The sequence below is a fragment of the Erwinia sp. AC075 genome (assembly GCF_979253995.1).
The window spans coordinates 2,352,822-2,367,331 of sequence record NZ_CEEDEU010000001.1; the positions used below are offsets into that span (position 1 = coordinate 2,352,822).

Sequence of the window (14,510 nt, forward strand, 5' to 3'; positions counted from 1 at the left end):
CCTGTCTGTCTGCGGATAGCATTGGCAAGCCCGTTGTTATCAAACGCTCAGCAACAGTGGAAAATGACTGTATCAGAGTCAGAATGTCCATTAATCAACATTTGCTGAACGATATAGGAGATTCCTTAGCTAAAAATTAAGATTGTTCGAGGCGTGAGAATTTAGGCAGGAAATCAGTTACGGGGTTTAGGTTGGGTTTACTTTCGCGAGGCAATTGCGGGCAGCGGGGGAAATTCAGGCACTGGAAAAAAAAATGAAAACTTAAGGTTGCCTTCATCTTTTTGCCCTTTTTATTGCCAAAAAAAAGACGCCTGCATTGCGCAGACGTCCTTATTATTGGCCTTCCCTGATGAACGGGGAAGATTGGGCGAACCGGGGTTCGCCCTTATCAAGGATTACTTGGCATCATCCGGCAGCGCATAAGCAACGATATAGTCGCCCAGCTTGGTGCCGAAGGAACCATGACCACCCGCAGCGATCAGCACGTACTGCTTGCCGTTCACTTCGTAGGTCATAGGAGTTGCCTGGCCGCCCGCTGGCAGACGCGCTTCCCACAGGGATTTACCGTTAGTCACGTTGAACGCACGCAGATAGTTATCTGCCGTTGCGCCAATAAACATCACGTTACCCGCTGTAGAGATTGGTGCGCCCAGCATTGGCATACCCATTTTGAATGGCAGTGGAATTGGTGAGCTGTCACGAACGGTACCGATGCGTTTTTTCCACACGATATCGTTAGTTTTCAGGTCAACCGCAGACACATAGCCCCAGGCCGGTTGCTTACAAGGGAAGCCCAGTGGTGACAGGAACGGGTTCAGGGTCACGCCGTATGGCACGCCATACTGTGGCTGAACACCGGTTTCTGTACCGCTACCACCTTTGTCGTTGGCATCTGGCCACAGTGGGTTGTTTGGACCACGTGGGATCAGACGGGAAACAAACGGCAGCGCCATTGGGTTGGTCACGGCGATCTGGCGATCGGTATCAACAGAGATGCCGCCCCATTCGAACATGCCCAGGTTACCCGGGAACACCAGCGTACCCTGCTCTGAAGGCGGTGTGAACGGACCTTCATAACGCAGGCTGTGGAACATCACGCGGCAGATCAGTTGATCGTAAATCGTTGCGCCCCACATGTCCGCACCGGTCAGGTTTTTCTTCGGACGGTAGGTCAGCTCAGAATACGGCTGAGTAGGTGACAGACGGTCGCCTTTCGCCGGGCCTTGTGGCACTGGCGTTTCTGGTGCAGGAACCACTTCTTTACCGGTACGACGGTCCAGCACAAAGATGTTACCGGTTTTCGCCGGAACATAAATGACCGGCACTTTGTTGCCGTTTTTGTCGTTGATATCCGCCAGCGTCGGCTGAGCCGGTACGTCCATATCCCACAGATCGTGGTGCACGGTCTGGTAGAACCACGCCAGCTTACCGGTGGTCGCGTTCAGCGCCAGCAGGCCAGAAGCGTAACGCTCCATTTCCGGGGTACGGTTGCCGCCCCAGATATCCGGCGTCGCCACGCCGATTGGCAGATAAACCAGATCCAGCTTGGCATCATATGACGCCGGTGCCCATGAGTTCGGTGAGTTAGCCACATAGTGCTGATCTTCACCCGGCAGGACATTCGGATCTTTAGCGCCGGTATCGAAGGCCCACAGCAGCTTACCGCTGTTGACATCGAAACCACGGATCACGCCAGACGGCTCTTTGGTTGAGTAGTTATCGGTTACGGCACCGGCCACCACAATCACCTTGTCGGTGATGATTGGCGGAGAGGTTGGCTCGTAAGCACCGGCACGGGCGTTAGGCATGTTCTGCTGAAGGTTCAGCTTGCCGTTTTCGCCGAATTCCGGGCACAGCGCGCCGGTTTCCGCGTCCAGCGCGTACAGGTGACCATCGTTAACCGGCAGGATGATGCGACGTGCGCACATGGCAGGCTTGGTGCCTGCTGGCAGCGTTGCCACATCCGGCGTCTGGTAGTAAGACACACCGCGACAGGTCACGTGCTGGAAGGACGGATCGGTTTTCAGCTGTGGATCAAATTTCCACTTCTCTTTACCGGTTGCTGCGTCCAGCGCGAACAGGATCTGGTGCGGCGTACACAGGTACAGGGAATCACCAATTTTGATCGGCGTGACTTCATCAGTCAGTTCGCCTGGATCGGTTGGGCGCTTCATGTCACCGGTACGGAAGGTCCATGCTTCCTTCAACTGGCCAACGTTCTTGTCGTTGATCTGCGTCAGCGGCGAGTAACGCGTACCGCCCTGGGTACGGCCATAAGCTGGCCAGTCACCGGCAGCGATGCCGTCGCCAGACTTCTCAATGTTCGCCGCTTGCTCCGGGCTCAGGGAACCGTTGATTTCCTGCGGATCGTTGAACACCGAGTAAGCCAGCGCAATCACCGTCACCACCAGTACCAGGCTCAGTGCGCCACGGGCAAATTTGCCCTGGCTCAGACCACGGTAAACAAACGGCAGCACCAGCCACAGGCCGAGGAAGAAGGTGACGTCCAGACGTGGCGTCAGTGCCCAGAAATCGGACCCCACTTCCCACAACGACCAAATCAGCGTTGCGAGCAGGAATACCGCGTACAGCAATAGCGCTGATGAGCGGCGACGGAACAGCAACCAGGCAACAACCAGTTCAATCACACCAGCGATGATGTAATAGAACGAGCCGCCAAGCTTGGCCAGCCAGATACCGCCAACCAGCAGGTATAACCCGCTGAGGACGGCAAACACAGCCGTAAGGATCACGAGGATTCGTGATAACGGTGCTTTACTTTGCATAGTATGGACCTTACCAAAATTTAACGTCTTCGATTTAGATCGTATGCTAAATCGCAAAAAACACCCGGTTTAACCATCTTATCCATCCGGTGTTTTGTACCCGCCGTTTTGCGTTGGCAACACGGCAGGCTGTGCTGGATTCTGTATTACAGGAACGAATAGGAGAGCGACGCGCCCACACCGTAATTTCGTCCCGGCGCCGGCTCGTAGTAACGGCCGTTGCCTTCATTCACGATAACCGAGCCAACATAGGCTTTATCGAACAGGTTATCGACGCGGCTGAACAGGTCGAGAGACCACTTATCCCAGCCAAATTTGTAACCGGTGCTCAGGCCAACCACGGTGTAAGACGGCGCTTTAGCGTCGTTTTCATCGTCGGCCTGAATGCTGCCCATATAGCGCACGTCAGCGCCGGCGTGCCAGCCCTGTTCCGGTGCCCAGGCCAGAGAAGCGTAGCCCATATTTTTCGCCACGCCCGGCAGACGGTTGCCGGATGGCGTACAGCTGCCGCTGTCATCACAGGTCGAATTGCGGTAGGTGGCATCGAGATACGTCCACGCCATTTTCATCTGCCAGTTTTCAGCAAACTGCTGGTCGAAGGACATCTCAACGCCCTGACGGCGGGTTTTGCCGGCGTTCTTATACACTGAACGTCCGTTGCTGCTGTCTTCCACCACCAGTTCGTTATCGGTGTTGGTCTGGAACACGGCGGCGGTCAACAGGCCATAGCCGATGCGGGTTTTGCTGCCCAGTTCCACGGTGTCGCTGGTTGACGGCTTCAGGCCGAGGTTCAGCCCGGTCTGGCTGCCATCCACCGAGCGGTAGGAAAGCTCATTGATGGTTGGCGTTTCAAAGCCCCGTCCGGCGGACAGATAGACGTTCCAGGCATCGGTCACCGCGTAGTTCAGCGATCCCATCGGCAGGAGTTTGTGGTAGCGCTTGCTGCCACTGTCATCGCCGTTTCCGGTGGTGACGTAATAATCGGTAGAGTCAAAGCTGACGGTGCTGTAGCGCATCCCCGCATCCAGCGTCCATTTCGGGGTCAGATCCCAGCTGGTTTGCAGGTAGGGATCGAGATTCCACATGACGTTCTTCTCGTTCCGGCGCTGCTCGCCCTTCTCACCCAGCTCGGTGGTGCCGTTATCGATCACATAGTTCTGGAAGCCCTGACGACGTTCGGTCATGGTTTCGTAATCGAGGCCGCCAATAACGCTGAACGGCACTGAGCCAATCTGATCCTGATGCTTCCAGCGGGTATCAATACCGGAGTATTTACGTTCCAACACAATCACCCCGCCCGGATAGGCCGGATTTTTCTGCACGGCGACAGGTATAGACTGATACTGCGTGGTATGGCGCTCGCCATGCCAGGTGGTCAGCGTTAGCTGGTCGTTTTCGCTCATCTCGCGCTGGTAACGCATGCCCACCTGGGTCTGATCCAGACTCTTACGGGTGTTATAGGTATCACCGCGCGGAGACTGGCGGGGATTGTCTTTCCATTCGGCGCGCGTCAAGCCGCCGGGATCGTTGGCATCGACCGAGACGCTGTTCAACATCAGCGTTAAGGTGCTGACATCATCAATCCGTACGCCGAGCCTGGCATTGCCGAGATTCTTTTGCGTGCCGCTGTGGTCGCGGTAGCCGTTGGTGGTGAAGCGGGAGCCGGAAATGGTGTAATTCACATCGCCTGCATGGCTGCCGTCACCGGTCGATCCGCTGGCCTTAACGCTGTTGCGCCAGCTGCCGTAGCTGCCGAAGTAAGTGCCTGCTGTCAGTGTAGTTGGCTGGCTGCCGGTCTGCGTATCGATATTGACCACGCCGCCGGAGGCATTGCCGTACAGGGCCGAATAGGGGCCGCGCAGCACTTCGACCTTATCAATCGAGTTGATATCAATATTGGAGGTTTGCCCCTGCCCGTCGGGCATGGTGGCCGGAATGCCGTCAACATAGACGCGCACGCCACGAACGCCGTACATCGAGCGGCTACCAAAGCCACGGACGGACAGCTGAAGATCCTGTGCATAGTTCTGACGATTCTGGATCTGCAGGCCAGGCACGCTGCCGAGACTCTCGGACAGATTGACCTGCGCCGTGCTGTTGCGTAAATCATCACCGCTGACCACGCTGACCGCGGCCGGAGTATCCAGTTCGGATAAGCCACTGCGCTGCTTAATGACCATCAGCGAGCCTTCGGAGGGGCTGTCGGTGGAGCTCTGCGGAGCCGTTGACTGGGCATAGCTCAGCGCAGGCTGAAGTAGAAACAGCGGCGTTAAGAGAAAAGCAGACGTTTTGTTATTCACAGGATCGGTTCGTTATTTTTTTAAAGTTAGCCGTCAAAGCCTCACCGTCAGAATGGCCACGAAAAGCCGGACTTTTCGTAAGCACCGTTATGCGATAAGACGCGTGCATCATGCTGCAAAAGTATACAAGACGTTTTGAAACTTGCCCGTCAATGTCCCCTACGGAATGAGGGTGATAGCGCAATCAGTCGAGTAAAACGGCTGTTCAGATGCGGAAAACAGGGGGAAAGTGTCAAAATCGGGCGGAATTGTAGCACTCAATAATTGCTTTGCGAACTGTTGTTACGCATTTTGCTGAATTGATTCAGTCGAACCCCACAAATTGATAATACACCGGGCAGTTTGCGTTAAATCAGCGCTTTTACCCCTGATCTTTACCGGGTTTCAGGCCAGGCGATATTTAACACACTCCCCGCTATACTCAGAGGAACACCCGAAAAAAAGGACGCATTATGCGCTGGCAGGAGTCAAAAAGACCGTTGTGCGCGGGTCTCAACCCGGCAATTTTCGCTGTGCCGCTGCTTGCCGCGCTGGCGCTGTTAACCGGCTGTTCATCCGGCGAAAAAGGCATGGTCTGTGAAGGCCAGGCGCAAACGCTGGATGGCCGCGTGCTGGGCAATGTGCAGGGCAAAATAGTCGATCGCTTTACCTCTTTTAGCGTCACCGTGCCGGATCTCACCTTAAACAGTGGCCCATTACACTCCGCCGATCGCCAGAAATATGTGCCTGCGGCGGTCACGCCAGAAGGCTGGCTGGCGATGCGGCTTTCCGATACGCGTTTTATGGTGGTCAATGCGCCGCAGGATAAGGTGCTGACCTTTAACTGCCCTTCCCGCTCAATCTGATCTTTATCCCGTCCTGCGAGCTTGCTAGTTTGTAGGCTCTGATTCTGACCTTACTGGAAACCTCAATGACCACCAGCCAGATGATTGCCAACCGCCACACCTATTTTGGCCGTGGAAGCCTGCGCGAGCTGCTGCCGCTGCTGCAAAACGATCCGCAACCCACTTTGCTGTTCTGTGGCCGTTCATTTCTGCAAGGCGGCGCGTGGGACGCGCTGAAAGCCGAACTGGAACCTTTGCTGCTGGGCCATGAGATAGTCAGCCATGAGGCCTCTCCTGCGGAGATTGATGGCTGGGTGGGTCGCTGGCGCGGCAAGGTGCAACGCGTGGTGGCCATTGGCGGCGGCAGCGTACTGGATGCCGCGAAAGCCTTTGCGGCGCTGAGCCAGCACCCACTGAATACCCTGCGCTATCTTGAAAAAGTCGGTGATACGCCGATTACCGGCGCAACCCTGCCGCTGATCGCCATCCCGACAACTGCCGGCACCGGCAGCGAAGTGACGCAAAACGCAGTGGTAACCGACAAGGCCGACATCAAGGTCAAAGCCTCGCTGCGTCACGCCAATTTTGTACCTGATATTGCCATTCTCGACCCCGATTTGCTGCGCGGCGCGCCAGAGCATGTGCTGGCCTGCTGCGCAATTGACGCCTTCACCCATCTGTTTGAAGCCTACCTTTCCAGTAAAGGCAATCTGTTCAGCCGTCAGACCGCGCTGAGCGGCATGCGCGCCTTTATCAGCGCCTGGCCACATCTGAACCGCAAAGATGAACAGGGCGATCTGGCGCGTGAGCAGATGATGCTGGCGTCCTGGCAGGGCGGCTTAAGCCTGAGCATGGCCGGGCTGGGGGTGATCCACGGCATCGCCGGGGAATTAGGGGCGATTAAGGATTATCATCACGGGGAAGTGTGCGGGCGCTTACTGCTGCCTTTCCTGACGCTGCTGAACGACAGCGAAAATGAACAGCAACAGGAACTGATGGCGGATCTGGCGGCCACGCTGTTCCCTGGCTTTACCCTGCCGCCGGCCAGAATGCTGGTTCACTGGCTGAAAGATAATGCCATCACGCCTTTCTGGCACGATGCCCAGCCGCTGACGGCGGAAGAAATCAACTGGATACTGGCGCGTTCCAACAGCAAGAATTCAATCGTGAGTTACAGCGAAGAGCAGCAACGCTTTATGCTGGAGCAGGCGTACTCCGTCGCCTGATCGCCAACGGCGGGCGGGCCTTCCCTGGCCTGCCGTTAAGCGCTCATGCCATTCAGTTTTTCCAGCGCCTCCGCCGGTAAGTGCAGATCCTTCGCCGCCATATTTTCATGTAAATGCGCCACCGACGAGGTACCGGGGATCAGCAAGATATTTGGCGAACGCTGTAGCAACCATGCCAGCGCCACCTGCATCGGCGTGGCATTCAGGCTTTTCGCCACGTCGGTCAGCCCGGCAGACTGCAACGGGCTGAAGCCACCCAGCGGGAAGAACGGCACATACGCCACGCCCTGCGCGGCCAGGCTATCGACCAGCTCGTCGTCCTGACGGTTAGCCAGGTTATACAGGTTTTGCACGCAGACGATTTCGGTCATTGCCTGCGCATCGGCAACCTGTTTCGGCGTAACGTTACTGAGGCCAATATGACGGATCAGCCCCTGCTCCTTCAGTTTTATCAACGCCTGCAACGGCGCGTCCAGCGAGCCTTCCTGCGGCTGTTGAACGTTGAACATGCTGCGCAGATTCACCACATCCAGCACATCAACGCCCAGATTTTTCAGGTTGTCGTCCACCGCGCGCGCCAGCTCATCGGCACTAAACGCGGGCAGCCAACCGCCCTTCTCATCCCGGAAGCAACCGACTTTGGTGACAATGCACAGGCTTTCATGCCAGGGATGCAGCGCCTCTTTGATTAACTGATTGGTGATATGCGGGCCGTAAAAATCCGAGGTATCAATCATATTGACGCCGGCGTCGACCGCCGCACGCAGCACGTTGATGGCGGCCTGCCGATCGGCCGGTGGGCCAAACACGCCCGGACCGGCTAGCTGCATAGCGCCGTAGCCCATACGGTTAATCTGACGACCCGCGAGGGGAAAGGTAAGCGAAAGATCGGACATAACAAACCTCCAGAGTTGATGACCTGATGATTGTAGCCCTGCTGAGTCTGTGCAACTATCCAGCAGAATCACGACAGACTGTACGATAAGGCGGACAATGAAACTCGATATCTCCCTGCTTCATGCGGTGGTGGCGGTAGCCAAAGCCGGCGGCTTTCGCGAAGCGGCACGCGTTACCGGCAGCAATCCCTCGCGGCTGAGCGATGCGGTCAGACGGGCGGAACAGCAGCTGGGCATCCGGCTGTTTCACCGCACCACCCGTTCGGTCTCGTTGACCGACGCTGGTAGAGCGCTGATGGCGCGGCTGATGCCTGCTATGAACGAGATGGAGTCGGCGCTGGATGACATTAATCGCTATCGCGACACGCCTTCAGGCACCCTGCGTTTAAACGTGCCGATAAGCGTCTCAAGGCTGATCCTGCCGACGATCGTGCCGGCATTTCTGGCGCGCTACCCGGACATCCAGCTGGAGATAGTCGCCGAAAGCAACGTGCAGGATGTGTTCCGCGAGGGCTGTGATGCCGGCATACGCTACAACGAAAAGCTGGAGCAGGATGTGATTGCCGTTCCGATTGGCCCGCGCAAGCAACGGTTTGCGCTGGCCGCCTCAGCGGATTACCTCAATCAGGCCGGACGGCCAACCCATCCACACCATCTGATACAGCACCGCTGCCTGCGCGGTCGCTTCGCCAGCGGCGTGGAGCCGGAGTGGGAATTTGAGCGTGAGGGAGAAAACGTGCGGGTTAAGCCGCCCGCCGCGCTGTTGGTCAGCATTGGCGCCGGTGTCGACCTGGCGGTGGATACCGCCATCGCTGGCGGCGGCATCGTTTACCTGTTCGAAGAGTGGCTGAAACCTTATTTTGCCCGCGGCGAACTCGAACCCATTTTGCAGCCGTGGTGGCTGACCTTCCCCGGCCCGTGGCTCTATTATCCCGACCGCCGTCTGATCCCGGCACCGCTGCGGGCATTTATTGATTTTGTTGGGGAATGTGACTGAGAGCCGGGTTTGCAGTTTCGCTTGTCTACACTTATCTCTTTTGCGACCCAAAAGGAGATCGACATGAAGATTGAATTAACCGGCAAAACGGCGATTGTCACCGGCTCAACCAAGGGGATTGGTAAAGGGATTGCGGAAGGTCTGGCGGCTGCGGGCGCAACGGTGATTGTCACCGGCCGCAGCGAAGATCAGGTGAATTCGCTGGTGAAAAAACTCGGCAACAATGCGCGCGGTCATGTGGTGGATTTGGGGACGGAAGAGGGCTGTCAGGCGTTGATCAACGCCGAGCCCACCTGCGACGTGCTGGTCAATAACGTCGGGATTTTCCCGCAGGGGGATTTCTTTGAAACCACCGACGATACCTGGCAAAAGATCTGGGACGTCAACGTGATGTCCGCCGTGCGCCTGAGCCGTGCCTATATGCCGGCGATGAAGCAGGCAGGCTGGGGACGCGTGGTGTTCCTCTCTTCTGAATCTGCGGTGAATATCCCTCCCGATATGATCCATTATGGCGTCAGCAAAACCGCGCTGTTGGCTCTCTCTCGTGGACTGGCTAAAGCGGTTGCCGGATCCGGCGTCACGGTAAATGCCGTGCTGCCCGGCCCGACGCTGTCCGATGGCTTCAAAGAGATGTTTAAGAAAGAGCTGGATCAGGGTGCCGATCTGGAAGAGCTGGGCGCGAAATTTGTCAAAGCTAACCGCCCAACCTCGGTAATTCAGCGTGCCGCCAGCGTCGAAGAAGTTAGCAATATGGTGGTGTATGTCTGTTCACCGCTGTCCTCCGCCACGTCCGGTGCCGCCTTACGTGTCGACGGCGGTGTGGTCGAAACCCCATTCTGATCCACAATGCGCCACTGCGGTGGCGCGTGTTCGCCGTATTTACTGGCACTATTCACCCGCTTTCAGCGCCCGATTTCGCCCCTTTTGCCCCTCCTCCGTTAGCGTTGCGCTAAGCAAGTGTAAATTTACCGTTAAGATCATCATTCTTAGGAGTATTCAGGTTGTTCTTCCTTTCCCTGCCCCCCAAATTGTCTGCATCAACACGACTTTTGCTCCATACCCACAGGGAAAAAAAGATGAAAAAATCAGGAATTATTGCCCTTTCTGCGCTGCTGTTTGCTTCAACCAGCCTGAGCGTATTTGCCGAAGGCCCACAGCAGGGTCATGACGATCAGCACCAGCAGCAGCCAGTGAAACGTCCACCGCAGGGTGGCAATCAGCACGGCGGCCAGCCGCAGGGTAATCCGCACGGTGCACAGCCACAGCGTGCTTCCGAGCACCGCGAGCCGCAGCACAAACAGTCGCATCACAATGACTTCCATCAGGGTCGCCCACTGCCGCAGAAATACCGGGGTGAAGGTTACCAGGTCAACGACTGGCATCAGCGTGGCCTGAAGGCGCCACCGGCCGGTCACCGCTGGCAGAATGTTGATGGCAACTATGTCCTGATTGCCATCAGCACCGGTGTGATTGCTTCTATCATTGCCCATCAGTAAGCGCTGAGATCCCGCGCTAAGCGGGCAATAAAAAGCCCCGCCAGATCGCTCTGGCGGGGCTTTTTTATGGCTTTGACACGTCCTGAGCAAATCAGGCGGCGTCAGGCCGTGCTATCAGAACGAGCTCCAGTTATCGGTAGCCAGTTCAGGCTTAATCAGTTTTCCCGCCCTGGCCGGTGATTTCACCACGGCTGGCTGATGAACGGCGGCGACTGCGCTGCCGGCCTGCACCTTAAACGCACCCACCAGATTACTCAGGGTCAGTGCCTGTTCCTGCAACGACTGGGAAGCCGCTGACGCTTCTTCCACCAGCGCGGCGTTCTGCTGCGTCACCGAGTCCATCTGACCCACGGCCAGATGCACCTGCTCAATGCCCTGGCTCTGCTCAGAGGTTGCCGCCGCCATTTCACCAACGATATCGGCCACCTGACGGATCGAACCCTGCACTTTCGCCATATTATCGCCGACGTTCGCCACCTGCACTGCGCCACTTTCCACCAGCTGCGCCGAGGTGACGATCAGATCTTTGATCTCTTTCGCTGCCACCGATGAGCGCTGTGCCAGATTACGGACTTCGCTGGCGACCACGGCAAATCCACGACCCTGCTCACCCGCACGTGCCGCTTCTACCGCGGCGTTTAACGCCAGGATGTTGGTCTGGAAGGCAATGCCTTCGATTAACCCGGTGATGTCGGAGATTTTGCTGGAGCTGGCCTTAATGTTGTCCATGGTTTTCACCATTGAGGACACCGCATTCCCGCTCTGCTCGGCCATTTCGTTGGCGTTGCTGGCTAACAGGCTGGCCTGTTTGGCGTTTTCGGCGTTCTGCTTCACCGTGTCGTTCAGGGTACTCATGCTGGCAGAGGTCTGCTCCAGTGAGGCAGCCTGTTCTTCCGTACGGGCAGACAGGTCTTCGTTACCGGCGGCAATCTGCGTTGAAGCCGAGCTGACGGACTGCGCCGAGGCGGTGACGGCGGTCATCGCAGTTGCCACACGCGCCATCAGGGCGTTGAAGGCGAAGGCGGTTTTACCAATCTCGTCATGACGGCTGTCGTCCGCCAGACGGGTCAGATCCAGCGATTCGCTGGTCTCAACCATCACCTGCTGAATACTGTTCAGGCTGCGGCGCACGCCGAAGATGGTCTTACACGCCAGTGCGCCCATCAGCAGGATCACGACCGCAGAGAAGCTCAGTAATCCCCAGAACACGCGGCTGTAAGTCGCGCTGTTTTCTTTGCGTAGCCCTTCGCCGATTTGAATGTTCAGCTCAATCTGCGCTTTCAGTTCCCTGGTCAGTTTATTTACGGCCGCGCCAATTCCACTTTCGCCCTGCATCATCGGCAGGGTAACCGCATCGTTATGCGCCAGTGAAGCGGTGATAAAGGCCGGCAACACCGCTTTGATCGCCTCGATATTCGCCAGGGCATCGACGGTCATGGCTTTATCTTCATCGCTGGAGATATTGTTCGCCATATAGTAATCGGTCTGGGTTTTTAACAGGTCAATCTGTTCGTTAATCTTTTTCTCAAATTCATTCTGCTTGCTGTTGTTCGCTTCACTCTGATGCTCGTAAAGCGCCAGATTCAGCTTGCTGGCGGTGCTGATAGCCTTATCCAAATCTTTGATGCTGGGAATGGCGTTCAACTGAACGTATTCAAATCTGTTCTGGAACCCGGTGATGGCATAGAGAGAGAACCCGGCCAGCAGGCACAGGGCCACGGCGAGCAGGGAAAAAATAAAGAACAGTCTTTTTGTAATAGTCATGCTGAAACCTCAACGTGATTTCACTGGTGCCGTATAAATAGCTGACAGACATCGCCCTTACCCTTACAGGTGAAGCAGCCGTCGGATCTAAGCTGGAATTAAGGTCAGAGAACGGCCTTACAGGGGTTATCGGTAGTTGAGCGGCGAAACTTTACCCTGAAGGAAGGATATAAAATGCGGGGTTGTAGCGGGCTGAAAAGTAAGGGGAAACGCAAAACGGCTGGCGCAGAGGCCAGCCGTCAGAAGGACTAGTGGAAGGCGTTATTTAACAGGATTGAGGTAATAACCCCGGTTGCCGCCGCAATCAACACATAGTTGCCGTCGATGTAAGCCCAATTTTCACCCCGCGGGGGTTCACGCAGGCCACGTTCGTGCCAGTCATTGACGCGGTAATCATCGTAGCGATAGTGCGGTGGCAGGCGGTCGCCACGACGGAAGTCGTGTCCCTGCCACGCAAAGCGGTCGCGAGATTCGTAATGACGATCCGGGCCGCGATTGTCGTGACCGCGATTATCATGACCGCGATCGTCATGTCCGCGATCCGGACCACGACCTGGGCCGCCACCGTGGCCGTCAGGGCCGCCGTGTCCATCATGGCCGCCCTGCTGATGCCATGGCTGTCCCGGAGGGCCATCAGCCTGAGAAACAGTGGAGAACAGGGTGCTTGCCGTAAAGACGGTCATTAACAGTGCCAGAGTCGTTTTTTTCATTTTTGTATCCTCGATTTTCACCCGGCTTTCGTGCCGCCGTTGAGTGGTACTATCGGCTAAGCTCAGGCGGTTGAATATCTCCAAATGTCTTAAAACCCATGGACTTACGCTACTTTACCCCTTCTTATCACTTCCTTAACACTATGAACGAATTAAGGACCTTCCAGACGCGAATGATTTGTGTTAAGAGGGCAAAGCGGCATAAAAAAAAGAGAGGCCGAAGCCTCTCTCTGTATGTGGTGCCCGAAAATCCCTTACTTCTTCAGCGATTCTCTGACTTTCGCCACCTGGTCAGCGGTAACCGCCGACGCTTTGTTGCTCCAGCCCTGGCGTATAAAGGTCGCTAACTGCGCCACTTGATCATCGCTAAGACGGTTGGCAAAGCCTGGCATCGCCAGCGTGGAGGGCGCTTTCGCCGTTGAAGGCTGCTGCGCCCCGGCCAGAATGGTATGAATCAACCCACCCGGATCGCCGGCATTAACGATGGTCGCCTGGTCCAGCTGCGGGAACACGCCCGGTGCGCCTTTACCGGTGACAAAGTGACAGGCGCCACAGTTGTCCAGATACAGACGCTCACCCGCAGAGAGGTTTTTCGCCGCCGTCAGCTTCGCTTCCGTTGGGCTGATGGTGGTTTCCTGCGCGGCAGGTGCCGCCGGGTTGCCGCCAATAAACTTCAGGTAAGCGGCAATCGCTTTCAGGTCGGCATCGCTCATGTACGAGGTGCTGTGCTCAACCACAGAGGTCATCTCGCCGCCCACAGCCGCCTTGTCATTACGGCCGGTTGCCAGATAGTCGACGGTTTCCTGCCCGGTCCAGTGTGGCAGACCACGCAGGGAAGGCACTTCCCATCCGTTGAGGTTGCCCCCGGCGAGGAACTGGTCGTCACCGCTATCCAGCGCTTTCTCGTTCATCCCCAGACCGCGCGGCGTATGGCAGCTGCCACAGTGACCGAGGCTTTCCACCAGATAGGCACCGCGATTCACTTCCGCCGTGGCCCCACCGATAGGCTGGAACGGCTTGTCGGACACAAACGCCCAGTTCCAGAAGCGCATTCCCCAGCGCTGGCTGAACGGGAAGCTCAGATCCGTTTCCGGCGGCACGTCGGCACTTGGCTTCACGCCCTGCATAAAGTAAGCGTAAAGCGCGTGCATATCCCGATCGTTGATCTTCGCGTAGTCCGGATAAGGCATTGCCGGATACAGGCGCTTGCCGTCTGGCAGCACGCCCTTACGCACCGCATCAGAGAACTGCTGCTCGGAATAGTTGCCAATCCCGTGATCTTTATCCGGCGTGATATTGGTCGAATAAATCGTGCCGAGGTTCGACTCAATCGCCAGGCCGCCGGAGAATGCCGGTTTGCCCGGAATCGAGTGACAGGCACTGCAGTCGCCCAGACGGGAGATGTATTCCCCCTGCTTTACCAGCGCCGCATCGTCTGCCTGCGCCAGCTGACAAAATCCTGTGCCCAGCAGCAGCGTGTTGGCCAGAACCAAACTTTTTAATGTCATCTT

General features: G+C 56.7%; 11 protein-coding genes. 5 read left to right on the forward strand and 6 right to left on the reverse strand.

What is annotated here, in order from left to right; translation table 11 throughout:
• Positions 1–395: 395 nt before the first annotated feature.
• Positions 396–2,786, reverse strand: a complete 2,391-nt coding sequence (locus AC0IXH_RS11110) for a glucose/quinate/shikimate family membrane-bound PQQ-dependent dehydrogenase (protein ID WP_013201237.1) — start codon at positions 2,784–2,786, stop codon at positions 396–398.
• Positions 2,787–2,932: 146 nt separating this feature from the next.
• On the reverse strand, positions 2,933–5,086 hold the full coding sequence (gene pqqU / locus AC0IXH_RS11115) for a TonB-dependent receptor PqqU (RefSeq protein ID WP_471720425.1): 2,154 nt from the start codon (positions 5,084–5,086) through the stop codon (positions 2,933–2,935).
• A gap of 452 nt (positions 5,087–5,538) precedes the next feature.
• Here pqqU and AC0IXH_RS11120 point away from each other — a divergent pair, with 452 nt between their 5' ends.
• Together AC0IXH_RS11120 and AC0IXH_RS11125 are read left to right on the forward strand one after the other, a co-directional pair.
• On the forward strand, positions 5,539–5,931 hold the full coding sequence (locus AC0IXH_RS11120; RefSeq protein ID WP_082267278.1) for a hypothetical protein: 393 nt from the start codon (positions 5,539–5,541) through the stop codon (positions 5,929–5,931).
• Positions 5,932–5,996: 65 nt separating this feature from the next.
• Positions 5,997–7,136, forward strand: a complete 1,140-nt coding sequence (locus AC0IXH_RS11125) for an iron-containing alcohol dehydrogenase (protein WP_471720426.1) — start codon at positions 5,997–5,999, stop codon at positions 7,134–7,136.
• 35 nt (positions 7,137–7,171) lie between these two features.
• Here the strand turns inward: AC0IXH_RS11125 and AC0IXH_RS11130 are convergent, their stop codons facing one another.
• On the reverse strand, positions 7,172–8,032 hold the full coding sequence (locus AC0IXH_RS11130; protein ID WP_471720427.1) for an aldo/keto reductase family oxidoreductase: 861 nt from the start codon (positions 8,030–8,032) through the stop codon (positions 7,172–7,174).
• A 97-nt stretch (positions 8,033–8,129) separates the two neighbouring features.
• On the opposite strand from AC0IXH_RS11130, the gene AC0IXH_RS11135 reads away from it, so the two are divergent.
• From AC0IXH_RS11135 to AC0IXH_RS11145, 3 genes are all read left to right on the forward strand, one after another.
• Entirely contained in the window at positions 8,130–9,029 is a 900-nt protein-coding gene (locus tag AC0IXH_RS11135) for a LysR family transcriptional regulator (protein ID WP_053146196.1), read from the forward strand.
• A 63-nt stretch (positions 9,030–9,092) separates the two neighbouring features.
• On the forward strand, positions 9,093–9,869 hold the full coding sequence (locus tag AC0IXH_RS11140) for an SDR family NAD(P)-dependent oxidoreductase (protein ID WP_013201231.1): 777 nt from the start codon (positions 9,093–9,095) through the stop codon (positions 9,867–9,869).
• Positions 9,870–10,105: 236 nt separating this feature from the next.
• On the forward strand, positions 10,106–10,525 hold the full coding sequence (locus AC0IXH_RS11145; protein ID WP_471720428.1) for an RcnB family protein: 420 nt from the start codon (positions 10,106–10,108) through the stop codon (positions 10,523–10,525).
• 114 nt (positions 10,526–10,639) lie between these two features.
• Here AC0IXH_RS11145 and AC0IXH_RS11150 read toward each other — a convergent pair whose 3' ends face one another.
• The 3 genes from AC0IXH_RS11150 to AC0IXH_RS11160 all read right to left on the reverse strand — a co-directional run bounded on the left by AC0IXH_RS11150 (position 10,640) and on the right by AC0IXH_RS11160 (position 14,507).
• The gene (locus AC0IXH_RS11150) at positions 10,640–12,289 is read right to left on the reverse strand and encodes a methyl-accepting chemotaxis protein (RefSeq protein ID WP_471720429.1); all 1,650 of its coding nucleotides are present in this window, start codon (positions 12,287–12,289) and stop codon (positions 10,640–10,642) included.
• Between the two features lie 248 nt (positions 12,290–12,537).
• Positions 12,538–12,999, reverse strand: coding sequence for an RcnB family protein (locus tag AC0IXH_RS11155; RefSeq protein ID WP_471720430.1), 462 nt, complete (start codon positions 12,997–12,999; stop codon positions 12,538–12,540).
• 254 nt (positions 13,000–13,253) lie between these two features.
• Positions 13,254–14,507, reverse strand: a complete 1,254-nt coding sequence (locus AC0IXH_RS11160; protein WP_471721145.1) for a c-type cytochrome — start codon at positions 14,505–14,507, stop codon at positions 13,254–13,256.
• Positions 14,508–14,510: the final 3 nt, after the last annotated feature.

What these genes read in the sequence shown, in the direction of transcription:
- AC0IXH_RS11155 (WP_471720430.1), bottom strand. Translation starts at nt 12,999, where the DNA reads ATGAAAAAAACGACTCTGGCACTGTTAATGACCGTCTTTACGGCAAGC.
- AC0IXH_RS11120 (WP_082267278.1), top strand. Translation starts at nt 5,539, where the DNA reads ATGCGCTGGCAGGAGTCAAAAAGACCGTTGTGCGCGGGTCTCAACCCG.
- AC0IXH_RS11160 (WP_471721145.1), bottom strand. Translation starts at nt 14,507, where the DNA reads ATGACATTAAAAAGTTTGGTTCTGGCCAACACGCTGCTGCTGGGCACA.
- AC0IXH_RS11135 (WP_053146196.1), top strand. Translation starts at nt 8,130, where the DNA reads ATGAAACTCGATATCTCCCTGCTTCATGCGGTGGTGGCGGTAGCCAAA.
- AC0IXH_RS11145 (WP_471720428.1), top strand. Translation starts at nt 10,106, where the DNA reads ATGAAAAAATCAGGAATTATTGCCCTTTCTGCGCTGCTGTTTGCTTCA.
- AC0IXH_RS11130 (WP_471720427.1), bottom strand. Translation starts at nt 8,032, where the DNA reads ATGTCCGATCTTTCGCTTACCTTTCCCCTCGCGGGTCGTCAGATTAAC.
- AC0IXH_RS11125 (WP_471720426.1), top strand. Translation starts at nt 5,997, where the DNA reads ATGACCACCAGCCAGATGATTGCCAACCGCCACACCTATTTTGGCCGT.
- AC0IXH_RS11110 (WP_013201237.1), bottom strand. Translation starts at nt 2,786, where the DNA reads ATGCAAAGTAAAGCACCGTTATCACGAATCCTCGTGATCCTTACGGCT.
- AC0IXH_RS11140 (WP_013201231.1), top strand. Translation starts at nt 9,093, where the DNA reads ATGAAGATTGAATTAACCGGCAAAACGGCGATTGTCACCGGCTCAACC.
- AC0IXH_RS11150 (WP_471720429.1), bottom strand. Translation starts at nt 12,289, where the DNA reads ATGACTATTACAAAAAGACTGTTCTTTATTTTTTCCCTGCTCGCCGTG.